General features: G+C 64.6%; 25 protein-coding genes. 15 read left to right on the top strand and 10 right to left on the bottom strand.

The window, feature by feature from the left end:
- The first annotated feature begins 12 nt into the window (after positions 1–12).
- The 9 genes from BDD21_RS22065 to BDD21_RS22025 all read left to right on the top strand — a co-directional run bounded on the left by BDD21_RS22065 (position 13) and on the right by BDD21_RS22025 (position 8,101).
- Positions 13–1,230, top strand: a complete 1,218-nt coding sequence (locus BDD21_RS22065; RefSeq protein WP_120799000.1) for a tryptophan--tRNA ligase — start codon at positions 13–15, stop codon at positions 1,228–1,230.
- Positions 1,231–1,338: 108 nt separating this feature from the next.
- Positions 1,339–2,211, top strand: coding sequence for a segregation and condensation protein A (locus tag BDD21_RS22060; RefSeq protein ID WP_425470267.1), 873 nt, complete (start codon positions 1,339–1,341; stop codon positions 2,209–2,211).
- On the top strand, positions 2,204–2,803 hold the full coding sequence (gene scpB / locus BDD21_RS22055; protein ID WP_425470266.1) for an SMC-Scp complex subunit ScpB: 600 nt from the start codon (positions 2,204–2,206) through the stop codon (positions 2,801–2,803). The genes BDD21_RS22060 and scpB overlap by 8 nt, the downstream gene beginning before the upstream one ends.
- Positions 2,804–2,879: 76 nt before the next feature.
- Complete coding sequence (gene rluB / locus BDD21_RS22050) at positions 2,880–3,788, top strand: 23S rRNA pseudouridine(2605) synthase RluB (protein WP_120798998.1); 909 nt, start codon at positions 2,880–2,882, stop codon at positions 3,786–3,788.
- A gap of 427 nt (positions 3,789–4,215) precedes the next feature.
- On the top strand, positions 4,216–4,485 hold the full coding sequence (locus BDD21_RS22045) for an Lrp/AsnC family transcriptional regulator (RefSeq protein WP_120798997.1): 270 nt from the start codon (positions 4,216–4,218) through the stop codon (positions 4,483–4,485).
- Positions 4,486–4,754: 269 nt separating this feature from the next.
- Positions 4,755–5,243 (top strand): type II RES/Xre toxin-antitoxin system antitoxin, encoded by a 489-nt coding sequence (gene parS, locus BDD21_RS22040; RefSeq protein WP_120798996.1) that lies wholly within the window; start codon positions 4,755–4,757, stop codon positions 5,241–5,243.
- On the top strand, positions 5,243–5,704 hold the full coding sequence (locus BDD21_RS22035; RefSeq protein ID WP_120798995.1) for an RES family NAD+ phosphorylase: 462 nt from the start codon (positions 5,243–5,245) through the stop codon (positions 5,702–5,704). Before parS ends, BDD21_RS22035 begins: the two co-directional genes overlap by 1 nt.
- 54 nt (positions 5,705–5,758) lie before the next feature.
- Entirely contained in the window at positions 5,759–7,048 is a 1,290-nt protein-coding gene (locus tag BDD21_RS22030; RefSeq protein ID WP_120798994.1) for an APC family permease, read from the top strand.
- Between the two features lie 39 nt (positions 7,049–7,087).
- The gene (locus tag BDD21_RS22025; RefSeq protein WP_120798993.1) at positions 7,088–8,101 is read left to right on the top strand and encodes a phosphoglycerate mutase; all 1,014 of its coding nucleotides are present in this window, start codon (positions 7,088–7,090) and stop codon (positions 8,099–8,101) included.
- Here the strand turns inward: BDD21_RS22025 and BDD21_RS28360 are convergent.
- The 4 genes from BDD21_RS28360 to BDD21_RS22005 all read right to left on the bottom strand — a co-directional run bounded on the left by BDD21_RS28360 (position 8,023) and on the right by BDD21_RS22005 (position 10,477).
- A complete protein-coding gene (locus BDD21_RS28360; RefSeq protein ID WP_211335127.1) occupies positions 8,023–8,400 on the bottom strand; it encodes an SDR family NAD(P)-dependent oxidoreductase in 378 nt (125 codons plus the stop codon). The two genes, BDD21_RS22025 and BDD21_RS28360, sit on opposite strands and share 79 nt — an antisense overlap.
- A gap of 13 nt (positions 8,401–8,413) precedes the next feature.
- Complete coding sequence (locus tag BDD21_RS22015) at positions 8,414–8,896, bottom strand: aminoacyl-tRNA deacylase (protein WP_120798992.1); 483 nt, start codon at positions 8,894–8,896, stop codon at positions 8,414–8,416.
- 207 nt (positions 8,897–9,103) lie between these two features.
- Positions 9,104–9,667 carry a DUF427 domain-containing protein gene (locus BDD21_RS22010; protein WP_120798991.1) on the bottom strand — a complete coding sequence of 188 codons (564 nt, stop codon included), beginning with the start codon at positions 9,665–9,667 and terminating at the stop codon, positions 9,104–9,106.
- Positions 9,668–9,874: 207 nt separating this feature from the next.
- Positions 9,875–10,477 (bottom strand): DUF938 domain-containing protein, encoded by a 603-nt coding sequence (locus tag BDD21_RS22005; RefSeq protein WP_120798990.1) that lies wholly within the window; start codon positions 10,475–10,477, stop codon positions 9,875–9,877.
- Between the two features lie 299 nt (positions 10,478–10,776).
- Here BDD21_RS22005 and BDD21_RS22000 point away from each other — a divergent pair, with 299 nt between their 5' ends.
- The 4 genes from BDD21_RS22000 to rimO are packed head-to-tail and all read left to right on the top strand — an operon-like array spanning position 10,777 to position 15,086.
- Positions 10,777–12,234, top strand: coding sequence for a hypothetical protein (locus BDD21_RS22000; RefSeq protein WP_147431184.1), 1,458 nt, complete (start codon positions 10,777–10,779; stop codon positions 12,232–12,234).
- Positions 12,235–12,267: 33 nt separating this feature from the next.
- Complete coding sequence (locus BDD21_RS21995; protein ID WP_120798988.1) at positions 12,268–12,879, top strand: hypothetical protein; 612 nt, start codon at positions 12,268–12,270, stop codon at positions 12,877–12,879.
- A gap of 57 nt (positions 12,880–12,936) precedes the next feature.
- Positions 12,937–13,716: a VOC family protein gene (locus BDD21_RS21990; protein ID WP_120798987.1), complete on the top strand. Its 780-nt coding sequence runs from the start codon at positions 12,937–12,939 to the stop codon at positions 13,714–13,716.
- 44 nt (positions 13,717–13,760) lie between these two features.
- On the top strand, positions 13,761–15,086 hold the full coding sequence (rimO, locus tag BDD21_RS21985; RefSeq protein WP_211335126.1) for a 30S ribosomal protein S12 methylthiotransferase RimO: 1,326 nt from the start codon (positions 13,761–13,763) through the stop codon (positions 15,084–15,086).
- Positions 15,087–15,492: 406 nt separating this feature from the next.
- Here rimO and BDD21_RS21980 read toward each other — a convergent pair whose 3' ends face one another.
- Positions 15,493–15,693 carry a YgaP family membrane protein gene (locus BDD21_RS21980; RefSeq protein WP_093029220.1) on the bottom strand — a complete coding sequence of 67 codons (201 nt, stop codon included), beginning with the start codon at positions 15,691–15,693 and terminating at the stop codon, positions 15,493–15,495.
- A gap of 118 nt (positions 15,694–15,811) precedes the next feature.
- On the opposite strand from BDD21_RS21980, the gene BDD21_RS21975 reads away from it, so the two are divergent.
- Entirely contained in the window at positions 15,812–17,398 is a 1,587-nt protein-coding gene (locus tag BDD21_RS21975; protein WP_211335125.1) for a bifunctional aminoglycoside phosphotransferase/ATP-binding protein, read from the top strand.
- On the opposite strand, the gene BDD21_RS21970 is transcribed toward BDD21_RS21975, so the two are convergent.
- The 4 genes from BDD21_RS21970 to BDD21_RS21955 all read right to left on the bottom strand — a co-directional run bounded on the left by BDD21_RS21970 (position 17,385) and on the right by BDD21_RS21955 (position 21,592).
- Positions 17,385–18,260, bottom strand: coding sequence for a DMT family transporter (locus BDD21_RS21970; protein WP_120798986.1), 876 nt, complete (start codon positions 18,258–18,260; stop codon positions 17,385–17,387). The genes BDD21_RS21975 and BDD21_RS21970 overlap by 14 nt on opposite strands.
- Positions 18,261–18,284: 24 nt before the next feature.
- Positions 18,285–19,235 (bottom strand): tRNA dihydrouridine(20/20a) synthase DusA, encoded by a 951-nt coding sequence (dusA, locus tag BDD21_RS21965; protein WP_245969743.1) that lies wholly within the window; start codon positions 19,233–19,235, stop codon positions 18,285–18,287.
- A 145-nt stretch (positions 19,236–19,380) separates the two neighbouring features.
- The gene (gorA, locus tag BDD21_RS21960) at positions 19,381–20,757 is read right to left on the bottom strand and encodes a glutathione-disulfide reductase (protein WP_120798985.1); all 1,377 of its coding nucleotides are present in this window, start codon (positions 20,755–20,757) and stop codon (positions 19,381–19,383) included.
- 91 nt (positions 20,758–20,848) lie between these two features.
- Complete coding sequence (locus BDD21_RS21955; protein ID WP_120798984.1) at positions 20,849–21,592, bottom strand: glutathione peroxidase; 744 nt, start codon at positions 21,590–21,592, stop codon at positions 20,849–20,851.
- A 644-nt stretch (positions 21,593–22,236) separates the two neighbouring features.
- Between BDD21_RS21955 and BDD21_RS28030 the strand changes: the two genes are divergently transcribed.
- Complete coding sequence (locus BDD21_RS28030; RefSeq protein ID WP_170164856.1) at positions 22,237–22,674, top strand: Hpt domain-containing protein; 438 nt, start codon at positions 22,237–22,239, stop codon at positions 22,672–22,674.
- A gap of 12 nt (positions 22,675–22,686) precedes the next feature.
- On the opposite strand, the gene BDD21_RS21945 is transcribed toward BDD21_RS28030, so the two are convergent.
- Positions 22,687–24,057: an McrC family protein gene (locus tag BDD21_RS21945; RefSeq protein WP_281269190.1), complete on the bottom strand. Its 1,371-nt coding sequence runs from the start codon at positions 24,055–24,057 to the stop codon at positions 22,687–22,689.
- Positions 24,058–24,090: the final 33 nt, after the last annotated feature.

The following is a 24,090-nucleotide window of genomic DNA, read 5'->3' as shown; positions in this document are numbered from 1 at the left end:
GGCTGCCAAACCTTGACTTCCGTCTCCGCACATCACTCGCGCGTCCTCTCCGGGATGCGTCCTACGGGCCGTCTCCACCTGGGCCACTATCACGGCGTCCTGAAGAACTGGCTGGAGCTTCAGCACGAATACGAGTGTTTCTTCTTCGTCGCCGATTGGCATGCCCTGACGACGCACTACGAGGATCCCTCGATCATCCCGACGAGCACCCGCGAGATGGTGATCGACTGGTTGGCCGCCGGGATCAATCCGGGCTCGGCGACGCTCTTCATCCAGTCGCGGGTCCCTGAGCATGCCGAGCTGCATCTGCTGCTCTCCATGATCACGCCCTTGGGTTGGCTCGAGCGCGTGCCGAGCTACAAGGACCAGCAAGAAAAGCTCAAGGAGCGCGATCTCGCGACCTACGGCTTTCTTGGCTATCCGCTGCTCCAGAGTGCGGACATCCTCATGTACAAGGCCGGGCAGGTCCCGGTCGGCGAGGATCAGGTTGCGCATGTCGAGCTGACGCGCGAGGTCGCGCGGCGTTTCAACCACATCTACGGTCGCGAGTCCGGCTTCGAGGAGAAGGCGGAAGAGGCCAAGCGCAAGATGGGCAAGAAGAACGCCAAGCTTTTCGATGGGCTGAGACGACGTTATCAGGAGCAGGGCGATCAAGAGGCGTTGAGCGTCGCCCATGCGCTGCTGGAAGGGCAGGCCAACATCACCCTGGCCGACCGCGAGCGTCTGCTCGGCTATCTGGAAGGCGGCGGGCGCGTCATCCTGCCCGAGCCGATGCCGCTGCTGACCAAGGCGTCCAAGATGCCGGGTCTAGACGGGCAGAAGATGTCCAAGTCCTACGGCAACACCATAGCCCTGCGCGACGAACCCGCCGTTGTCGAGAAGGCCCTGCGGACCATGCCGACCGACCCGGCGCGGGTGCGCCGGACCGATCCGGGCGATCCGGAGAAGTGTCCGGTCTGGCAGTTCCATCTGGTCTATTCGAACGATCAGGTCCGCGACTGGGTGCAGCAGGGCTGCCGCTCGGCCGGCATCGGTTGTCTCGAATGCAAGCAGCCGGTGATCGACGGGGTGCTCGCCGAGCTGATGCCGATGCAGCAACGCGCGCAGGAGTATGCCTCCCAGCCCGATCTCATTCGCAACGTCATCAACGACGGCTGCGAGCGTGCACGCGATGTCGCCCACGAGACACTTGAAGAGGTTCGGCACGCCATGTCCCTGGTCATGACCTAAACCGCGCCCGGTGTTTCGGTGCTGTCTTGGAGGTGCTGCGGGCCTCGAAGCACAGATCGGCGTCGGTGGGGCGCGGTTTAGAATCTTTACTTTTTTTGGGACTTGAGTATGGCGGACGAGGGGACCGACCGTCAGCCGCCGCCGGGGCAACAGGTGGAGATGCCGCTCGAGGTGGCGCCCTTCGCCATGGTGCGGGGCCTGCCGTTCCTGACCTTGCCCGTGGACCTCTACATCCCGCCGGATGCGCTCGAGATCTTTCTGGATGCCTTCGAGGGACCGTTGGATTTGTTGCTCTATCTGATCAAGCGACAGAATCTCGACATCCTGGATATCCCGATTGCAGCCATAACCGCCCAGTACATCGAATACGTCGACCTCATGACCGAGCTGCGCCTGGAGTTGGCGGCGGAGTATCTGGTCATGGCCGCGATGCTGGCCGAGATCAAATCCCGGATGCTCCTGCCGCGTGTGCAGGCCGCGGAGGATGAGGGCGAGGATCCGCGTGCCGAGCTGGTGCGTCGGCTCCAGGAGTACGAGCGGTTCAAGCAGGCGGCGCAGGATCTGGACGCATTGCCCAGGCTCGAGCGGGATGTCTTTGCCGTCCGCGTCGAGGTGCCGCCGGGCCATGTTCAGCGCGTCCCGCCGGATGTGGATTTCCGCGAGCTGCTTCTCGCCATGCGCGAGGTCATGGCACGCGCCGATCTCTTCACACGCCACCGCGTCGAGCGCGAATCCTTGTCGTTGCGCGAGCGCATGTCGTGGGTGCTCGAGCGCCTGAGTGATGGCGGATTCCTCGCCTTCACGGATCTGTTCGATGTCACCGAGGGGCGTGCAGGCGTCGTCGTGAGTTTTCTCGCACTCTTGGAGCTGATCAAGGCGGCGACTCTGGAGTTGGTCCAGGCCGAGCCGTTCGCGCCCATCCATGTGCGTCTGCGCGAGACCGCAGCAGGTGTCGTCCTCGACGAGGCGGAACTTGCTTAAACAGATCGTCGAGGCCGCGCTGGTCGCCGCGGGTGGGCCACTGACCCTGGATCAGCTTCTTGCGCTCTTCCTGGACGACGAGCGTCCGTCGCGTGCGGAGCTGCTTGCGGTGATCGCTGCGCTTCAGGAAGACTATGCCGGGCGCGGTCTAGAGATCGTCGAGGTCGCCGGCGGTTGGCGTACTCAGGTGCGCGCGACCATCGCCCCCTGGGTCGCACGTCTCTGGGACGAGCGCCCGCCGCGCTACTCGCGCGCCCTGCTCGAAACACTCTCGCTGATCGCCTATCGTCAGCCGATCACGCGCGGCGAGATCGAAGACATCCGCGGGGTTGCCGTGAGCACCCAGATCGTCAAGACCCTGACCGAGCGCGAGTGGATCCGCGTGGTCGGTCATCGCGACGTCCCCGGGCGGCCCGCACTCTTCGCCACCACGCGCAAGTTCCTGGATTATTTCGGTCTGCGCTCTCTCAACGAGCTGCCGACACTCGCCGAGATCCGCTCCCCGGATTTCCTGATCGACGAGGAGTTGAGGCTCGAGGAGCCGACCCGCGATGCCGTGGATGAAAAGCCCCGAGACGACGCTGGTGTATGATCGCCGCGAGGCACCCACACCCAGTCGTAGGATGGGTAGAGCACAGCGAAACCCATCCTCCAACCCGAGAACCTTCATGAAAACCGACCGACGCTTGCCCCCATCGCCCCCGCCGCCTCCCGCCGAGGAGCCCGTGCGCCTGCAAAAAGCCCTCGCCGATGCGGGCCTGGGCTCGCGGCGCACCATCGAGGGCTGGATCAGCGAGGGGCGGATCCGGGTCAACGGCGATCTCGCCAAGCTCGGGGATCGAGTCACCAGCCGCGATCGGATCCGCGTGGACGGGCAAGACGTCAAGCTCAGGGGGCGGCGAGAGAAGCTTCCCCAAGTCATCGCCTACCACAAGCCCGAAGGCGAGCTGGTCACGCGGCGTGATCCCGAGGAGCGCCCGACGGTGTTTCGTCGTCTGCCCAAACCCAAAGAGGGCCGCTGGATCGCGGTCGGCCGGCTCGACATCAACACCTCCGGTCTGATCCTCTTCACCACCGACGGCGAGCTGGCAAACCGGCTTATGCATCCCTCGCGCGAGGTCGAGCGCGAGTATGCCGTGCGCATCCTCGGCGATGTCCCCGAGGGAACGCTCGAGCGACTCGCGACCGGCATCGAGCTGGAAGACGGGCTCGCCAAGTTCGATGCGGTCACCGAACGCGGCGGCACGGGTGCGAATCGCTGGTTTCATGTCGTCCTGCGCGAGGGCCGCAATCGCGAGGTGCGTCGGCTTTGGGAGGCCGCCGGCTGCCAGGTGAGTCGCCTGATCCGCATCCGCTACGGCAACATCGAGCTTGGTCGGCGTCTCTATACCGGGAACTGGCGACCCCTGTCCGAGGACGAGCAAAAGACCTTGATGGCGCAGGCCGGTCTGACACCGCCGGTGCCCAAGCGCCGGCAGGTCCGCCCCGGGGCAAAACCTTGGCAGTCCAAACAACCGAGCGGCGAGTCCCCCTTCGCACGCGGTCCCAAGTGGGGTCGACCGCGGGGCGATCGCTGAGTGATCCATCTTAGCCCTTCACCCCCTCGCGGGAGAGGGGTTGGGGAGAGGGGGGAATGAACCGGAATGGCTTAAACCGCGTCCAGAGCGAGATACTCACTTTCGAGTGGGTTCGACGTTTGGTCCATCCACGGTAACTTCTCAATAACCCGTGGCAAACAGCCGATGCGGTTCCGCAAGTTGTTGATTTGCTCTAGTGATCACGCGAGTTCGCCCCGACTTATTGAGAAGCTACCATCCACGACCCTTAGCGGGGACGCGGTTTATAATTTTATATTTTTTAATACTTTAAATCGCGCCAGCTCCGACAGTCGTCGGGGCTGGCACGGCCAAGCCATTCCAACACATTTACGCATACCGCACCGGGCGCGGTTTAAAGGGCACTCAGGATCGATCGGATTCGGACATCTTTTACGAGGAGTAAGTCATGGTCACGGCAATCATTCTCATCAATGTCGCGCGCGACAAGATCAACGACATCGCCGACGAGCTGGCCGGTATGAGCGCAATCTCAGAGGTCTTCTCGGTCAGCGGCAACTACGATCTGATCGCCATCGTGCGTGTCGTCCACAACGACGATCTCGCCGAGCTGGTCACGAACCATCTGCTCAAGATCGAAGGGATCGAGAAGACGAACACCCTGCTGGCCTTCAAGGCGTATTCGCGGCATGACCTCGAGGCGATGTTCTCCGTATAAAACGCGCTCGGGGGGATGTGGGGTCTTGGTGGGTGGTGTTGGCGTTGTGGATCTCTGTGGGGTTGGAGCGGCGCGTTTTATGTGATTTTTTTGGGAGTTTGCAGGGAGGTGGCGTTTGTAGTTTTTGGTGACCGTCCGCGTTGCGGTGGGCGGGTCGGTCGATTCGGCTGGGATCGTCGCGTTGCGCTCAGGCCGGGGAAGGGTGAGTGGTTGCGCGATTTCCATTTGGGTGTACTCTAAATGCCATATCGCATTTGGAGGGTTTCCTGATGACAGCGCACGCGGGTCTCTTCCGGATTCCGGTTTTTTCCGGGGTCGCCGACGCCGATATCGCTCCCGGAGCCGGGGCGACGGTCTTCCTGCGGCTCGGGCTCCCGACCGATCGGGCGGAGCTGGTCGCGGAGAGCCGCCGCGGCTTTCCGGTGGCGGTTATCGAGCGTCTGGCCGAGGTCCTCGGCCGGCCGCAGCAAACCCTGCTACGGATCGCCAAGATCGCGCCATCGACGCTGACCCGGCGTCGGCGCAGCCCCGACGGACGTCTGTCTCCGGAAGAGAGCGATCGTGTCTACCGGATTGCGGCCGCGTTCAGCGATGCGGTGGATCTCTTCGAGGGCGACACCTCCGCCGCGTCCGGGTGGCTCGGCGAGCCGGCGAAGGCGCTGGGCGGGACGGCGCCGATCGAGCATCTGGATACCGAGGCCGGTGCCACGCAGGTGCATGACCTCATCGGACGTCTGGAGCACGGCGTCTACAGCTGATGCGGGTCTATCGGCTCGTCAAGGAACGATTCGCCGATACGGCGTTGGACGGCTCGGGCGCGAAGATCTACGGTGGACGCTGGAACCGCAAGGGTCATGCGGCGGTGTACGCCTCGGACAGCATCGCGCTGGCGGCGCTTGAGCTGCTGGTGCATCTGCATCGAAGCGAGGTGCTCAATCGGTATCGTCTGGTCACCCTCGATCTTCCCGATGACCAGGTCTTGCTCTTGGATGACACCGGGCTGCCTGCGGACCGGCGCGAGGATCCCGCACCCGACTCGACCGCAGCGATCGGTACCGCTTGGTTGACCGGCGGCCAATCGCTCGCACTCTCGGTCCCGAGTGTGTTGATCCCGCAGCAACGCAACCTGCTGTTGAATCCCGCTCATGGGGCAGCCGGCACGGTGTTCGCGACGGCGACCCTGCAACCCTTCGATCTCGATCCGCGGCTTGTCGTGTGATTCGCTTGCAATCGGCGCGACGTCGATCGGGACACGACCTCGGATGTCGGCACTATGAACAGACCGCGCTTCATCGACCAACGCACCGCGATCCTCATCGTGGTCGCCAACATGATCGGCACGGGCGTGTTCACGACACTCGGCCTCCAAGCGGCCGGAATCCCGGACGGCGCGGCCTTGCTCTTGCTCTGGCTGATCGGCGGTCTGATCGCGCTCTGCGGCGCACTCTCCTATGCGGAGCTGGCCGCTGCCCTGCCGCGCTCGGGCGGGGAGTACCACTTTCTGTCGCGGATCTTCCATCCCCTGTTGGGTCAGTTGGCCGGCTGGGTCTCGGTGACGGTTGGCTTCGCGGCGCCCGTGGCTTTGGCGGCGATGGCGATGGGGTACTATGCGGCGACCGTCCTCCCGGCGCCGCCCACGGCGATCGCGGTGACGGCCTTGCTCATGGTCACCGCCGTGCATGCCTTCGACCTGGATCTAGGGCGGCGGGTGCAGGTGGTCGCGACCTGGTTGAAGATCGCCGTGATCCTGCTGTTCTGCGCCGCGGGGCTCGCTTTGCCGGCGACCTCGGGCAGCCTCTCGGTCTTGCCGTCGGCATCGACGCTCGACGCGGTCTGGAGCGCACCCTTTGCGGTGTCTTTGATCTATGTCGCCTATGCCTACTCGGGGTGGAACGCCGCCGCCTATGTGGTGGACGAGGTCCAGGATCCGCGTCGCGCCGTCCCGCGTGCGCTGCTGCTCGGCACGCTGATCGTCGCGCTGCTGTATCTGTTGCTGAATCTGACCTTCCTGCGCACCGTCGAATACGACGCCTTGGTCGGTCGCGTCGAGGTCGGTGCGCTCTCCGCCGAGACCATCTTCGGCGCCGTCGGCGGGCATCTCATGAGCCTGGTGCTGACCCTCTTGTTGGTCTCGACCGTCAGTGCCATGGTGCTCGCCGGACCGCGCGTCTTGGAGCGTATCGGCGAGGACCTGCCGTTCTTCCGACCGCTCAGTGTCCGCAATCGGCGAGGGGCGCCGACCCGTGCGGTACTGCTGCAACAGGGTCTGGCGCTCGTGATGATCCTGACGGGCTCGTTCGAGGGCGTCTTGAGCTTTGCGGGCTTCACGCTCACACTCTTCGCGGTCATCACCGTCGCCGGTGTCATCCGTCTGCGTCGGCGCGAGCCGGATCTTCCGCGACCCTTTCGGGTGCCCTGGTATCCGCTGCCGCCGCTGGTGTTTGTCCTGGTCAGCCTGGCGAGTCTGGTGTTTCTCGCGCTGGAGCGACCGCTTCCGGTGTTGCTGGCCGTCCTTCTGCTCGGTCTGGGCTGGGTGTCGGTGAGGCTCTCGGAGCGTCCCTGAGGGGCACGCCATCACCGTCTCCGCCGTTCCGGAACCATTATGCTGACCCTCATCTGCCCCGGCCTGCTCGGCCCGATCCCGACGGCTCCGGAGACACTCCCGAAGGTCCCGGCCATCGATCGGCTGCTCGCGCGTGCGGAGCGCATCCCGACCGGTGGGCACGACGCTGCGACGGCCCTTCTGAGGCACGTCGGCGTCTCGACCGACCCCGAACGCGATGCCCCGACGGCCGCGATCAGCCTCTTGGGCGAGGCGCCCGATGAACGGCCGGACGGCTACTGGATGCATGCCGATCCGGTCCATCTGCGCCCGGATCGCGACCGTCTGCTGCTCTTCGCCGGCACCGGTGTCGCGCCCGACCGGGCGGAGGCGGATGCCTTGGTCGCGCTCTTCAACAGCCACTTCGCCGCGGACGGGTTGAGGCTTACGGCGCCGCACCCGAACCGCTGGTATCTGGGAGCGGATCGGGCCTTGGACCTGCGCACGGAACCGCTCGAGCGCGTCATCGGGGGGCCTGTCCCGCTCGAGGTCCCGAGCGGTGCGGATGCCCGGCGCTGGCGCGGCCTGATGAACGAGGTGCAGATGCTCTTCTACGCCAGCGAGGTCAATCGTCTTCGCGAGCAGGCCCGGCGTCCGGCAATCAACGGCATCTGGACCTGGGGAGGCGGTGTGCTGCCGGATCGCTCGGGGGCACCGCCGGATGCGGTGGTCGGGGATGATCCGCTGGCCGCGGGTTTGGCGCGATGGTGCGGGGTTGCGCATCGCGCGCTCGAAGGGTGGTCGCCGCTGGAGTCGCTCCCCGGACGCCGTCATCTCGTGCTCTGGGACCGGCTCGGTGCGGCGCTGCTTGAGCGGGATCTCGATGGCTGGTCGACGGCGTTGCTCGCCTTGGACACGACGATCGCCGTGCTCGAAGCGCAGATCAAGCGGGGGGGGCTCGCCGCGGTCCTGCTCGATCCCTGCGAAGACATCGCCTATCGGTTGACGCGATCGACGGTTCGTCGCTTCTGGCGTCGCGATGGATTGGCGCAGAGGTTGGTTCGGCGCTCTTGAGTCCGGCTCCGGCGGTTGGACGTCGGGGCTCGATTCGGCCGGAACGCTGTTCGGACCAGTCGGCATTGCAGGCGCGACCAGGCACGGCGGATCTCGTCGAAGACGCGCACGGCGTCGTTCGGATCGGCGGCGTCGTAAACGTAGGCCCGGGTCCCGGCAATCTCCGCGACCAGCGTGTCGAGTACGTCCCGACTGCGCGCGAGCAGGGCCACGAGATAGCCGGCACGGCTGAACTGTCGGGCGAAGGCCGCGCCGTTGCCCGGCCCGGTTCCGACGATGACGCAGACTGGAACGCTCATGAGGGGACTCCGTTCAGGTCGCCATCTCGACCAGTGTGGGCTTGAGGAGGGCGAGGGTATCGGCGGTCGCAAGCGAGATGATGTAGCCGCGCTTGCCCCCGTTGATGTAGATCCGCGGCAGCGCGGCGATCCCGCTTTCGCAGTAGACCGGCATGACGCGCCGTGTGCCGAAAGGCGAGGTTCCGCCGACCTGATAGCCTGAATGCTTGTCCGCGATCGCCGGCGCGCAGGGCTGGACGCGTTTCACCCCGATCGCGCGCGCCAGCGCCTGGGTAGAGACCTGCCGGTCGCCGTGCATCAGGACGATCATGGGGTTGCCCCGATCGTCCTCCATGATCAGGGTCTTGACGACCAGATGCTCGTCGACGCCGTGCTCGCGCGCGAATTGCGCGGTTCCGCCCCCGTCGATGTAGGTATAGGGGTGGTCTTCGAAGGCCACCTTGGCGGCGCGCAGTGCGCGGATGGCTTGCGTGACGGGTGCTTTCGAGGCTTTCATGCTGAACCGCGTTCAGAGTGACGATCGGTCTCTAAGGTAGCCCAGTCTGTCGAGCGTACCAAGCCTCTCGGCGTGAACGCGGTTCAGACGTTTGATTCAGACGGTGGGGTCATTTCCGGGAAGGCATCTGCCGACGTGTCTGGGCGAATGAATTCGCCCCTACAGGGTTCAGGTGCCGGGATACCGAATGCCTCGACGCCGGTTTCGTTACCAGTGGGATGTGCCGTGCTCGCCCTTGAATGGACCGACGACATCGGCGGTGATCCAGCCGCCGTAGTAGCCGCCGGGCTGCGCGATGACGCGCTCCCCGTCGAGAAAACAGGCGACGCGTCCGGGGTAGAAGCAGATCCAGCCGGCATGGGGCTCGAAGCCCGGGAGCGGGTCCGGATAGCACCAGGCGATGTCGGTTGTGGAACCGGCGGCACCCTTGAGCCGGAAATAGCGTGCCTGACCTTTCCATTCGCAGAAGCTGCGTGTCGGCGAGACCGTCATGAGGTCCATCGCGACGTCCTGCGGCGGAACATAGAGTGTCGGCGGGCTTCCGGTCTCGCAGACACGAACCGCGTGGATCGAATCGGCGAGGGTCACCGCCCCGGAGATGACCCGGACGGGGCGCGGCTCGGGGCGGATCGCGGGCGGGCGCGGGTAGTCCCACACGGACTCTTGATCGGGACCGGGCTCGACGGCGAAGTCGGGTCGTTTCTGACCGCGAAACTGCCATGCCGCGCGGGCGCGTGCGATCCGGGGGTCGTCTTTCGGTGTCTCGGGCATAGATGCTCCTGAGGAACGATTCACAAATACAGAGTGAAACGCGTCATTCTCATTCTGTGTTTGAATTTGAAGGTTTCCTCGGTCTCGCTGGAGAGGCTGTTAGAAGTTTTTATTATTCAATACTTTAAGCCGAGCAGACTCCGACTCTCGCCGAATCTGCCGAGGCTGATCCAATCCAAAAGCACCGCATACCCCGTCAGGCGCGGTTTAAGGGATGCGCTGCCAGACCAGAGTGCGGTTGTTGACCGGCATCGGGTGATCCGCGATCAACTCCATGCCGTTGTCGCGGGCCATCCGGATCAAGCGGTCGAGGTCGCGGATGCCCATCGCGGGGTCGCGCGAGCGCAGCATGGCGTCGAAGCGTGCGTTGCTCTCGCTGGTGTAGCGACCGCCGATGTTGAAGGGGCCATAGAGCGCAAAACAACCGCCGTCGACCAAGACGCGCCCGACTCCGTCGAACATGGCCTCGACCTCCGGCTCGGACATGATGTGGGCGGTGTTGGCACTGAACACGCCGTCGAAGCGTTCGTCGGGCCAGGTGCCGGTGACGTCGAGCACGCGCGTGGGTGGCAGGTTGGGTAGGTCGGCATCGTCCAGCCAGGCCCGGATCCCGGGGAGATAGTGGGCGCAGTCGCTGGTTTGCCACACGAGATGGGGTAGGGCGGCGGCGAAGAAGACCGCGTGCTGACCGGTGCCGCTCCCGATCTCGAGCAGATGTCGGACCTCTTGAAAGAGCGGGCCGATCACGTCGAGAATCGGTTGCTTGTTTTCTTCGCAGGCTTCCGAGTAGGGTTTATCGATCGGATACATGGTCTTCGCTGTTGGGGATGAATCGGGTCGTGGATGAATCGGGCCGCAGTGCTCGCATGTTCGGGTTGTGCGCGATGCTCGGTCCCCGGTTGCGTTTTCCGGGATGTCGGGGCGTGCGGGTCGATCGGCAACCGGCTCGGCGGTGCAACGGATCGAAATGGCGTCGGATCGGTCTGCGCGATCCGTTATGCTGCACACCGCGCCGAGTCCGCAACGCAGACGCCGGTCAGGGTGCCGCCAGTGCAGCGGTCGGCGCCGAATCGACTTTTACTGACCCGATACCGGGAGACGGTTACATCGTGGAGACACCTTTGCACCACACCCTTGCCGCTGCCGTGCGGCGGTTTCGCCGTTTTCGCGCGGATGGGCGGGTGCGATCCGTCGCTGCTTGTGGTGTGCTCGGGCTCGCCGTCTCGCTCGCCGGGTGTGCCGGTACGCGTCCGGATCTTCCGGTCGGCGCCGCGTCGGAACGGGTTCCACCAGTTGCGCGGGCGACGGAGCCCCCGCCATGGCAGGGCATCGACGAGACCCTTGCGGAGGACGCGCGGCCATCGACCTTGCTACCGTCCGATTCGCTTCCGGGAGCGGCGCGTCCGACCGAGGGTATTCTGTTCAACGATCCCGGCGCGCCCCCGGTGCTGTTCAGTCAGGATCCCGAAATCTTGCGTGCCGAGGTGGCGGCCGAGTGTCTGTCTGCGCGATCCATGTCGATCTCGACGCGGGACGGGCTCGATGCCTTGGTGTCCAGTCTCTATTCGTCCGTGATCGATCCGGCCGAAGGCACCGAGGCGCTGATCCTCGGCAACTGTGCACCGCTGGCGGACATTGTGCGCGAGATGGTGGCCAAAGGGGGCGAGCAGGTCCAGGGCTCCGTCGCGGAGCGGGCGCTCGTACTGAGTGCGCCTCGGGCACGACGCGCGATCGAGACGGCGGCGGCGGACGGGCTCACGCGGCATCGCGAGTTGAGCGGCTCGGGCAGCGGTCCGACGCGTCTTGCACGCGACCATGCCATGGCGTATTTCCCGTCGGCGGGGTCGGCGGTGCGTATCGAGAGCTCGGGTGGCCTCGATCGCCTTTATCGTCGTGCGGTGTCTGGTTTCGGGGTCTATACATTCGTCATGGTCGGCCCGAATGTCGAGCGGCTTGCGCAGACGGATCAGGCGCGTCACCAGGAGCTGTTTCGACTCGTCGAGACCTATGCGGCGGTCGGCGGCGATGCCGCGCCCCGCCCCGACGCCCACGTCTTTCTGATCCCGGTCGATGCGGAGCTCGGCGGGATGCCCCTGTTCAACCAGGTCGCCGCGGATCTTTCCGACCGGATGCGCAGGCAGTTGATCGAGGATCTGCGCGGGCAGGGCGAGGCGGGCCTCGCGGCGCGACTGCAAAAGGGGGCCGGTCCCTTCCTCGTTGCCGCTCTCGAGCCGGATCTCCTGCCCGGACGGGTCGGCGCACACCGGCTTGTTGCGGATCTCTCTGAACTCGGAATCGAGCACCTGTACGCGGTTGTCGATGCCTTCGATCGCGATATCGGCCTGGATCTCGCCGGCCGTCCCGAGAGCCTGGAGGCAATCCGCGATCGACTCGGCGACGTGCGCGCGCCACAATCGAGCGATGCGGGGACAGTTGCGACCTCGGAGTCGGTCTGGTTGTTCCTGTTGGGCGACCCGGGCGAATCCGGAGCCGGAGCCGGAGCCGCGATCGGTCGTTTGATGCTCGGCGTTGCAGACCTCTTGAAGAACGAGCCGCCGAGTGCCTGACTCGCTCGACGCCAGGGAGTGCAGACTTAGACTATGAATATTATTCCAACCGGTTTGGGCAGCTTGGTCCGCTTCCTGATCGGGATCTTTCTACTCCAGGGTGTCACGGGACTCCTGGTCTACACGGCCTTGAGCACCGATTGGCAAACGACCTGGCCGCTCTTCCTGCTGTTGGGTGGCTCGATCGGCACGCTGGTCGCATTCTGGTTCAACACCATCGTCGCAGCGGATCGCCATCGCACCGTCTCGCGCGTGAGCGAGCGCTTCTCCAAGGAGCGCGAGAAGATCCGGGTCAAGGCCGAGCAGATCCGTGCCAAGGTCGGTCGCGACAACGCCGTTCTTCAGGCCAAGGTCCGGCATCGGGGCTCGATGGGTGCCAACCTCAAGACCGGCGTCGTCGTCGGCGGCGCGGTGGGTCTCGGAGTGGCCATGATGCTGGCCCAGTTCGTCACCTTGGGGCTGCTCACCGTGACAACGGCCGCAGGTGCGGCGCTCGGCTACACAGCCCGGGTGCGACAGGAGAAGCATCTCGCGGCCAAGCGTCTCGCCGAGGAGGAGCGCATGCTGATGATGATGGACGGCGACCCGCCGCCGCGCCGTTTGACGGGTCGCAAAGGCCGGCGCGCCGATGCGGATCTCGATTGAGCCGATCGCTTTCAACCTGAAGGATCCGAATCAAGGATCCGAACCGAGGAACGCCCCATGGCGGAGATGACAAGCTACCCAGCCGGGACCTTCTGCTGGGTCGATCTGGCGACCAATGCGCCCGAGGCCGCAAAGACCTTCTACGGAGAGATCTTCGGCTGGACCTCCGAGGACCTCGCGACCGATTACGAGGTGCCTTACAGCATCCTCGAGCGCGACGGCAAGCGCGCCGCCGCGCTCTACGAGATGGCGCCCGAACAAGGCGCCTTCCCCTACTGGGCGAGCTATGTCCGGGTGATGGACGTTCAGGCGAGTGTCGAGCAGGCCGTCGAGCTGGGCGGACGTCTGGTGATGCCTGCGGTCGATGTGATGCAGCTCGGACGCATGGCCTTCATTCAGGATCCCACCGGCGCCGTGCTCGGACTTTGGGAGCCGGGCTCACTGTTCGGTGCGGAGCTCGACAACACTTACGGCGCGCGCAGTTGGAGCGAGCTGCAGACCCGCAACACCAAGGCCGCGGCACGCTTCTACCAAGACCTCTTCGGCTGGAGCGCACGCACCAGCGCGAGCCTGATGGACGGGCGTTACACGCTGTTCGAGCTCGACGGCAAGGAGGTCGGCGGAATGATCGAGCTCGATGCGTCTTGGGGCTCGATGCCGCCGAACTGGTCGATCTATTTCGGCGTCGAAGACTGCGACAGCGTCGTCGCCACGACCAAGCGTCTGGGCGGCAGCATCGTGATGGACCCGATGGAGGTCGAGAATGTCGGCCGATTCGCCTTCCTCGGCGACCCGCAGGGCGCCATCTTCGCCGTCATCCAGTTCGGGCACCCTTGACGCGTGTCGGCTTTCTTTGAATGTTGTAGATCCCGGTTGACCCTATGTCGATGACGCAAGCCCCCAAGGTCGGATTCATCAGCCTCGGCTGTCCCAAGGCGACCGTGGATTCGGAGCGGATCCTCACGCAGTTGCGTGCCGAGGGCTACGGCATCCCGCCGAGCTACGAGGATGCCGATCTGGTCATCGTCAACACCTGCGGCTTTATCGACGACGCGGTCGAGGAGTCGCTCGATGCGATCGGCGAGGCGATGCACGCCAACGGTCGCGTCATCGTGACCGGCTGCCTAGGTGCGCGTGCAGAGATCGTTCGCAAGGCCCATCCCGAGGTTCTTGCGGTGACGGGTCCGCATGCACTCGACGAGGTGATGGCGGCCGTGCATGCGCAGCTTCCGGCGCCGCATGATCCCTTCGTCAGTCTGGTACCGCCGCAGGGCGTGAAGCTCACGCCGCGGCACTTTGCCTATCTCAAGATCTCGGAGGGATGCAATCATCGGTGCAGCTTCTGCATCATCCCGAGTCTACGCGGCGATCTGGCGAGCCGCCCGATCGGCGAGGTGCTCGCGGAGGCGGAGCGGCTGGTGGAGTCGGGCGTGCGCGAGCTCTTGATCATCTCGCAGGACACCAGCGCCTACGGGCTGGATCTGCGCTACCGTCCCGATTTCTGGAAGGGTCGCCCGCTCAAGACGGATACGGTGAATCTCGCACGCGCACTCGGCGAGCTGCCGGCCTGGGTCCGGCTGCACTATGTCTATCCCTATCCGCATGTCGACGAGCTGATCCCGCTGATGGCGGAGGGGCTGATCCTGCCTTATCTCGACATGCCGCTGCAGCACGGCAGCGAGCCTATCCTGCGGGCGATGCGTCGTCCCGCGGCGACCGAGAAGGTGCTCGATCGGCTCACGCGCTGGCGCGAGCAGTGCCCGGAGCTGGTCATGCGCAGCACCTTCATCGTCGGATTTCCGGGCGAGACCGAGACCGAGTTCGAGGCGCTGCTCGACTTCCTGCGCGCAGCCCAATTGGACCGCGTCGGCTGTTTTCCCTATTCGCCGGTCGAGGGTGCGAGCGCGAACGCGCTGCCCGATCCTGTCCCGGAGCAGGTCAAGCACGAGCGGGTCGAGCGCTTCATGGCCGTGCAGTCCGAGATCAGCCGCGCGAAGCTCGCCGGGCGCATCGGTCAGCGCATGACGGTGCTGGTCGACGAGGTCGGTGAGGACGAGGTGATCGCCCGCAGCTACGCCGACGCACCCGAGATCGACGGCGAGGTGATCATCGCCGGTGCCTGGGAGCTGGATCCCGGAGATTTCATCGAGGTCGAGGTTATGGATGCGGGCGACCATGATCTGTGGGCGCAGCCGATCGCCGATTAAATCGCGTCCCTTGCGATCTATGAACTCGGAGCGTTGGGCGGGACCCTCACATCCATGCGAGGCCGGCGCCGACGCGATTTAAACCGCGCCCAGTGCGGTATGCGACGTTTTTGGATGGGATCGGCCTCGGCGGATTTCACAACCGCTGGAGCCGGCGCGGTTTAAAATATTAAACATATCAAATTTTAAACCGCGTCTCACCGAGATCGAGGACATCTCCGAAGCTAAATGCAAAATGAAAATGACGCATGTCGCTCTGGACGCGGTTTAAGTCATTAATAAATTTTAAATTTTCCTAAACCGCGTTGCGCCGAGGTTGTTAGGTAAGACGAGGTCGAGACAAAGGACGAAGCGACTTGGGTCGCTCCGAACGCGGTTTAGGCTCCGGACGCGGTTCAGTAGGGCGTCAGAACGCGGGGCCGGCCTTTTTGCCCATCTTCTTCAGGATCACGGCCAAGGGGCAGAATCCGGTGAAGGCGGACTGCAGGAGGTTCAGGCCGACGAAGGCCGTGAACCACATCCAGTAGGGGCTGACGTAGTGCGCAAGCAGGAGCGAGATCAGGATGAAGGCGCCGGCGACGGCGAACACGATGCGCTCGATAGACATGGACTTCTCCAAAGGTTGTGAACACTTGAGTATCCTACCGGATATTAAAGAACGCTTATACTCAGTTCAAGGTCGATTGACGTAAGGTTATTGCCGGACGGATGAGGGTAGCTGCTCCGTGGACGTCGACGCCTTTCCGCGCTTGATCGAAGCCCTGATGCGACCGGATGCCTATCCGCATCCCGCCGAGCCGGTCGAGCACATCGAAACGCACATCTCGCATGTGTTCCTTGCGGGCGCGTTCGCCTACAAGCTCAAGAAGCCGATCGACCTGGGGTTTCTCGATTTCTCCACGCTGGAGCGCCGTCGCCGCTGTTGCGAGGAGGAGCTGCGGCTGAATCGGCGTCTTGCACCGGATCTCTATCTCGGTGTGGTCGCCGTCACCGGTACCCCGGGCACGCCGCGCATCGGCGGGTCCGGCCCCGTGCAGGAGTATGCCGTGCAGATGCATCGTTTCCGGCAAGAGGCCCTGCTCGATCGTCAGGAGCTGTCCGGTGAGCTGATCGACCGCTTGGCGGAGGAAATCGAGGAGTTTCACGCCCGGATCCCCGTCGCCGACACTGAGAGCCCTTTCGGCACGCCCGAGGCCGTGCTTGCACCCATGGTCGAGAATCTGGTGCAGATTCGCGCCTGTGCGTTGGAGCCGGATCCGCGCGACTGCCTCGAGCGTCTCGAAACCTGGACACGCGGACGTTGGCATGCCCTGATACCGACGATCGAGCGTCGGCGCCGCAACGGCTATGTCCGCGAGTGTCACGGCGACATGCATCGCGGCAACATCGCCTTGGTCGAAGGGGAGATCCGCATCTTCGATGCGATCGAGTTCAACGCATCCCTGCGCTGGATCGACACGGCGAGCGAGATCGCGTTCCTGATCATGGATCTGGAGGAATCCGGCGCCACCCCGTTGGCGCGGCGTTTCCTGAACCGCTATCTGGAGCGCAGCGGAGACTTCGAACTGTTGGCTCTGCTGGACCTCTACAAGGTCTATCGCGCGCTTGTTCGGGCGAAGGTCATGGCGATCCGTCTCGGGCAGGCCGACCTGGATCCGGCACAAGTGGCCCGCGATCGCTCGACCTGCATGCGCTATCTGGAGCTTGCCGAGTCCTACATCCGTCCCCGTTCGCCCCGCCTCTTGATTGCGTGCGGGCTGTCCGGATCCGGAAAGAGCCACATGGCGCGTCTGCTTCGCGAGGCACTCCCCTTGATCCACCTGCGCTCGGACATCGAGCGCAAGCGGCTCTTCGGTATCTCCGAGACCGCGTCGACCCGCGCCTCGCTCGACGCCGGTATCTATTTCCCGACCGCGACCGCGTGGACCTACGCACGGCTGTTGCGTCTGGCCGAGGCGATCCTCGGCTATGGCTACGACGTGTTGGTGGATGCGACCTTCATCTGCGCGGGGCGGCGCGCACCGTTTTGGGACTTGGCTCGGCGATATCGCATCCAGGCTGCGATCCTGGCGCTTGATGCACCCGTGGAGGTTCTGCGAGACCGCATCAGGTGTCGCCGTGCCGAAAACAAGGATGCCTCGGATGCCGATGTGCGGGTTCTGGAGCGTCAACGCTTAGCCCTCGAACCCTTGGCGGGCGAGGAACGCGCCCGTGCGGTCTTTATCGATACCGGTCGAACGCCGCCGTTGACGGAGATCCTCGCGCTCATCGAGTCGGCCTTCGTCTCGGTGCACGCACCTACCGAGCAATGAGCGCCACGCCGGCGAGCATCAGCAGGCCGCCCGGCAGACGGGTCGAGAGCCCGGTCTCGCGGAAGATCAGCACCCCGTAGAGGATGCCGAACAGCAGACTGGTGCGTTTGACGGCGATCATGTAGGCCACCTCGACCTGTTGCAGGGCGAGGAAGTGCGTATAGACCATCAGGCCCATCAAGACGCCGACCAGCAGCACGGGTGCGGGACGACGCGCCAGCTTGATCAGAATCCGAGGCCGCGGCAGGACGATCAGCAGGCAGACGGCCGCGCCGAGCAGTGCAAAGTAGAAGGCCCCGAAGAACTCCGGATCCATGTGACGCATGGCCCCCTTGCCCAGGGTCGCGGTCACGGCATAGATGGCGGCCACCGCCAGCATCATCCGCGAGCCGGGCTCCTCGACGATGGCCGTAAAGGGTCGTGTCCAGCTTCGCCAGTTGCCTCGTTTGGCGTGTCGGCTGTTGAGCAGCCAGGCGCCGGCTACCACCAACCCGACCCCTGCCGCGCCGAGCGGACTGACCTTCTCGCCGAGCAGCACCCAAGCCACTGCGATGACGAACACCGGAGTAAAGGCCAGGTAGGGCAGGGTGAGCGAGAGCGGATGGTCGCGGATCGCCGCCATGTAGACCAGCATCGCGGCGATCTCAAGCGGGATCAGAGCGGCGATCCACACCCAAAAGGCCGGCGGCAGATCCAGGAGCGGCGGCATGCCGACCAGCAGCGGTGTCATGAGGAGTCCGACGACGCCGAAGCGCACCACGACCAGCTCGCGGGCCGAGAAACCTTGCAGCCACGCCTTGGTTGCGGCATCCGCACTCGCCAGCGAGAAGGCGCAGAGCAGGGAGAGGCTGACCCAGTCCATGGCGCCTCGCGCGGATCCCGCCGTCTAAGGCCGCGGCTCGGGCGGCAGCTTGGCGGTCAGGACCTCGACGCCTGCGCCCGCACGATGCGCCTGCTCGCTCAGGTGGCGTCGCCACGCGCGCGCGCCGGGTTGGCCTTGGAAGAGACCGAGGATGTGCCGGCTCATGGCACTCAGCGGCGTGCCCTTCGCAAGCTCGCGCTCCACGTAGGGCAGGAAGGCGTCGAGAACCTCGTTGCGTGTCGGCGCGCGACGGTCATCCCCGAAGATCACCCGGTCCGCCTCGGCCAGGATCCAGGGGTTGTGATAGGCCTCGCGACCGATCATGACCCCGTCGAGCGTCTTCAGAAACCCTAGAGTCTCCTCCAGGGTCTTGATGCCCCCGTTGATCGTAATGGTCCGGTGCGGCAGATCGCGCTTGAGCTGCTCGACCACGTCGTAGCGCAACGGCGGAATGTCGCGGTTCTCCTTCGGGCTCAGCCCGGCGAGCCAGGCCTTGCGCGCATGTACGACGAGCGCGTCGCAGCCGGCCTCGGTCACGGTGCCGGCAAAGTCCAGAAGCTCGCCGTAGCTGTCGCGATCGTCGATCCCGATCCGTGTCTTGACCGTCACCGGCACCGCGACGGTATCCTTCATCGCCGCCACGCAGTCCGCGACCAGTCTCGGCTCGGCCATTAAACAGGCCCCGAACCGCCCGTTTTGCACCCGGTCCGACGGACAACCGACGTTGATGTTGATCTCGTCATAGCCCCGATCGGCGCCCATCCGTGCGCAGTGCGCCATGTCCTGCGGGTCCGATCCGCCGAGTTGAAGCGCGATCGGGTGCTCGGCCGGATCGAAGCCGAGAAAGCGCTCGCGCTCGCCCCTTTTGGAGCCATGGATCAGCGCACCCGTCGTGACCATCTCGCTATAGAGCAGGGTGTGCCGGCTGACGAGACGCAGGAAATAGCGACAGTGTCGATCCGTCCAGTCCAACATCGGGGCGACAGACAGGCGGCGATCCAGCGAAGGTGCGGGGAGGGGAGACAAAGACGTGCCTTGCAACGGGTGGTTAAACGAACAGCTGGATGGGTTTCGCTGGCGCTCTGCCCATCCCACCGTCGGTCGATTGCAGCCTTGGCGATCAGGCGCCCTCACCCGGACGTCTGACCGGTTCCTTGAGGGTGACCAGCTCCTCGGCGCTGCTCGGGTGGATCGCCACGGTCGAATCCAGGTCGGCCTTGGTTGCACCCATCTTCACCGCGACGCCGAAACCCTGCATCATCTCGTCGACACCGTCGCCGATCGCGTGGATGCCGACGACCCGCTCCTCCGGACCGACGCAGACCAGCTTCATGGCGGTCTTGGGGCCGTGCGCGTTCAGCGCATAGCGCATCGGGGTGAAGCTGGTCTCGTAGACCGTCAGGGTGTCGCCGTAGCGCTCGCGCGCCTCGGGCTCGGTCAGGCCCACCTTGCCGATCGGCGGATGAGCAAAGACCACGGTCGGAACGTTGTCGTAGTCGAGTTTCAGGTCCGGTTTCCCGCCGAACAGACGCTCGGCCAAGCGGCGTCCGGCAGCGATGGCGACCGGGGTCAAGGGCTCGCGCCCGATCACGTCGCCGATGGCATAGATGCCCGGCACGTCGGTGTTCTGGTACGCGTCGACCGGGATGATGCCGTTCGGTTGCATCGTGACGCCCGCGGCCTCCAGATTCAGCTCGCGCGTGTTCGGCGTGCGCCCGACGGCCCAGAGGAGGGTGTCGAAGCCGCCCAGGCGTTCGCCGTCGCGTGCGACCAGTGCGAGTCCATCGGCATTCTGTTCGAGCGCCGCGACCTCGAATTCGAGCCGCATCGCGATGCCGTCGGCCGCCATGTTCTCGGCCAGCGTCTCGCTGATCATAGGGTCGAAGAGAAACAGTACTCGGTCTTCGAGCGCCACGACGGTGACCTCGGTACCCAGTGCGCGCAAGACCCCGGCGAGCTCCACGCCGATGTAGCCGCCACCGATGATGGCGACGCGCTTGGGTTGCGTTTCCAGCGCGAAGAAGCCGTCGGAGGTAATGCCCAGCTCCGCACCCGGCATCCGCGGCACGATCGGCCGCCCGCCGGTGGCGATGACGATATGGTCGGCGCTGTAGTGATCGTCTCCGACCGCGATGGTCTTGGCGTCGACGAAGCGCGCCTGACCTTGAATACGTGTAATGCCTTGGCGTTCGACGTAGCCGTCCCAGTAGCCATTGATATCGGCAACATAACGGTTACGTCCCGCGACGAGCGTCGACCAGTCGATGCCCTCGGACTGCACCTTCACGCCATAGCCGGGTGCGTCGGCAACAGCCGCTGCCAGGTTGGCGCCGTACCACATGACCTTCTTGGGGACACAGCCGGCGTTCACGCAGGTGCCGCCGAGCTTTCCCGTCTCGACCACGGCGACGCGGCGTCCGAGCTGCGCGGCTTTCTCGGCCACTGCAAGGCCGCCACTCCCGCCTCCAATGGCGATCAGGTCGAAATGCTGACTCATGTTCTTGACTCCCGGTCCTGTCTTTCGGATCCCTCTCGGATCGGGCGATCCGGCCGTAACCGGATCGCCCGTCGATCTTGCCGAGTCGGTTTTACGCGGCGCGGTGGTCCTTCAACCAAGCCTCGACGGCGTCGGATCCACCGATCAGCTTGCCGTTGACGAAGACCTGCGGCACGCTGGCCGCATTCGCGACGGCCCGCAGGGTCTGCTCGGTGTAGTCACGGTTCAGGACCAGCTCTTCGTAGGCAATATTGGCGTTGCGCAGGGCCTCTTTCGCCTTCACGCAGAAGGGGCAGCCGTCGCGGGTCATGATGGTCACGTCGAGCGGCTTGGCCGCTTCCGGCGCCAGGTAGGCGAGCATGGTGTCGGCGTCGGAGACACCATAGGGGTCGCCTTCGACCTCCGGCTCGATGAACATCTGCTCGACGACGCCGTCGCGCACTAGCATGGAGTAGCGCCAGGACCGCTTGCCGAAGCCCAGATCGTCCTTGTCGACCAAGAGACCCATGCCGTCGGTGAACTCGCCGTTGCCGTCCGGGATGAAGGTGACGTTGTCGGCGTGCTGCGACTTCTTCCATTCGTTCATCACGAAGGTGTCGTTGACCGACATACACACGACCTCGTCGACGCCATGCTGTTTGAAGGTCGGAACCAACTGATTGTAACGCGGCACATGCGAGGAGGAGCAGGTCGGCGTGAAAGCGCCCGGCAAGGAGAAGACGACGACCGTCTTGCCCTTGAAGATGTCGTCGGTGGTCACGTCGACCCACTCGTGGCCCTGACGGGTATGAAAGGTCACCTGCGGGACATGGCTTCCGGTACGATTCTCGAACATGGGGTCATTCTCCAAGTTGACGTGAAAGGTTGAGGGTAACTGGTCTGCGTCGATGGGATGCAGAATAGCGATGCCTCGGTGATAAGGAAAGTGGATTGTTTTTATCGCGACGATCGTTATTAACGATTCAGGGTCCTTCCTCGCGAGGCGTGGGGTCCGGGGTCGTGCGCCGGATGGTTTGGTCCCGGACCAACTGTTGGCGTCACTTTGATGAGGTCAAGGGGTCTCGATTCAAGCGGCACGGGGTCGATGTCCGGGCGCAGCAGCATCGACGACGTCGAGCGGCACTCCAAGTGCGTTAGGTTCCCGAGCGGCCCCGAGCCGGATTCTAGCCCCGATATCGAAATCAAGCACGCTGGTGAATGGCGTATCATCGGCCGATTCCGCGCGCAATCGCTCCTCGCCCCGGCACCGAGGCTCGAATTGTCGCGCACAGCTTCTTGCCCAGTCTACGAGAGAGGCATTCGCGATGCATGGCTTCAGCGCAGGGCCTTCGATCAGGATCGACCACGCCGGCGTCACTTTGTCCCTTTGGGATCCGCTCGCCCCGCCGCGATCGGCAGCCCGTCCCGAGGTCTCGATCTTCGTCGGCAATGCGCGCAATCGGCGTGCCGTGGTATCCGACGACCGGTCGGTGCAAGCCGATGAGTGAGCACATGAAATCGCCCCTGGACCGCGATGCGGCGGCGTCGCTCGGGACGCCCGCCGACACGTCGCTGCTTGATCTCGCGGTGCTTTCTCGGCTGAACGACGATTTGGGGCGGGAGTCGGTCGTGGACCTCATGGACCTCTTCCGAACGGAGTCGGAGCGGCGCCGACATCGGATCGAAGCCGCGGTCACCGCCCGCGACGCACCCGCGGCCTGCCACGAGGCACACGCACTCAAGGGCAGCGCCTTGACCTTCGGCGCCTGCCGTCTCGGGGCGTTGGCGTTGAGAATGGAACAGGCCGGGCGGAGCGGCGATCTGGAGGGGCTGACCTCCGACCTACCCGAGCTCGCGCGCCTGACGGCGGAGACGCAAGCGGCCTTGTCGAGGCTCTTCTCGGAGAGCGGGGATCACGGCGATCCGGAATCATCCTGATTCTACGTGATTCTACGGCAGCCCGAAGGCCGCACGGCGCTGGATTTCCGTCGTCGACAACGCCGTGCCGCCCGAGCACAACTCGGCCTCGGTGGTCTCCGCCCCGCCATCAGCGGTGAAGGCATCGGCGAACGGCGCCTCACTCGGGACCTCGAGCCCGCGCGTTTTCAGGCAGAAAGGCAAAACCCAGAGCCGCAGTCCCTCTAACTTGGGGAACTCGAACACCGGTAGCGGTCGGTCGAAATCGGCCGTTTTCGGATAGATCAGGACGACATCCCCCCGGCCGTCCAGGTAGCTCTGGCCGTAAGCCTGCAACTGGTAGATGTCACTCTGCGAGAGGCCGTACTTGTCCGTGCCGTTCGCCTTCAAAGCGTCCAGTAGCTTCCACTTCGTGTCGAGCACGAGTGAGTCGTGGTCGGCATGACGAACCACCAGGTCGGGCTTCAACCGAAACCAGTTCTGTTCACGATGGCGAACCAAGTGATGACTCAGGGCTTGGGTTTTCAGGATCAGCGGCCGTGCCAGTTGTCTTGCCAGATGCTTGGCGACAAATGCCTCGAACAGCGCCTCCATCGGGAACAGCAACGACGGCGCTCGATGTGCCCCCGTGCACGCCAAGGGTGACTCCTCCTCGAGGATGAGACGGGCCCAGGCCAACGCATCCGCGTAATACCCCATCCCCCTGTCCAACCGCACCCGCTGAAAATCGACACCGGGCTGCGCCGATACGGGCACGTCCTCAAACACGAATCGCAGCTCTCGGGCCAGTTGCTGATTCGCCTGCGAAGCAGACAGCATCAACACGCGCCTCAGCGCGGTGTGGATCAAGCGGTTCTCCGGCCGGTCGATCGAAAAGGCGTCGTGCTCGGTGAAGAAGCGATCCGCCCGATACAGGTTCTCCCGCAGATGTGGCGCCGTCAGGAGCTTGCCTCTCAAGGCGAAGAGGTTGCTTTGGCGGCTGACATAATCGCTGCGCAGCCCGCGCTTCACGATTCCTTCAACCGTGCGCAGAAACTCTGCGATAAAAACTTCCAGCAGCGGCATGCGGGCCGCCGATAGCTTGGCGCTTTCGGTCTGAACGTGGCGGAAGCCTTGGAGGCAGCGGAGCATCTCGATCAGAAGCTGGCGTGCCTCAACGGCACCGCCACCGATCGCCTTGCCGACCTTAGGCAGCACCTCGATCTGGAAGCCGTCCGGTGCGCGGATCACGCCGACGAAGCTGGTGACCTGCACGACGCGTCGTCCGCGGCGTTGGGTCAAGCGCAGCCACGCCGCCTCTCCTGTCCCGGAGTTCCGCAGACTCTGCTCCTCGAGCCACCCGAAAATTTTGTCTGGAACGGGATACAAGCCCTCGGCGCACGAGACGCCCGAACTCGCCGTCATCAGTGCGTCGAATTCGTAAATCGTGACGCCGTT

The sequence above is a fragment of the Thiocapsa rosea genome (assembly GCF_003634315.1).
Taxonomy (GTDB): Bacteria; Pseudomonadota; Gammaproteobacteria; order Chromatiales; family Chromatiaceae; genus Thiocapsa; species Thiocapsa rosea.
The sequence above is the reverse complement of the archived record's forward strand: the minus strand, read 5'-3'. Positions and strand labels throughout refer to the sequence as shown.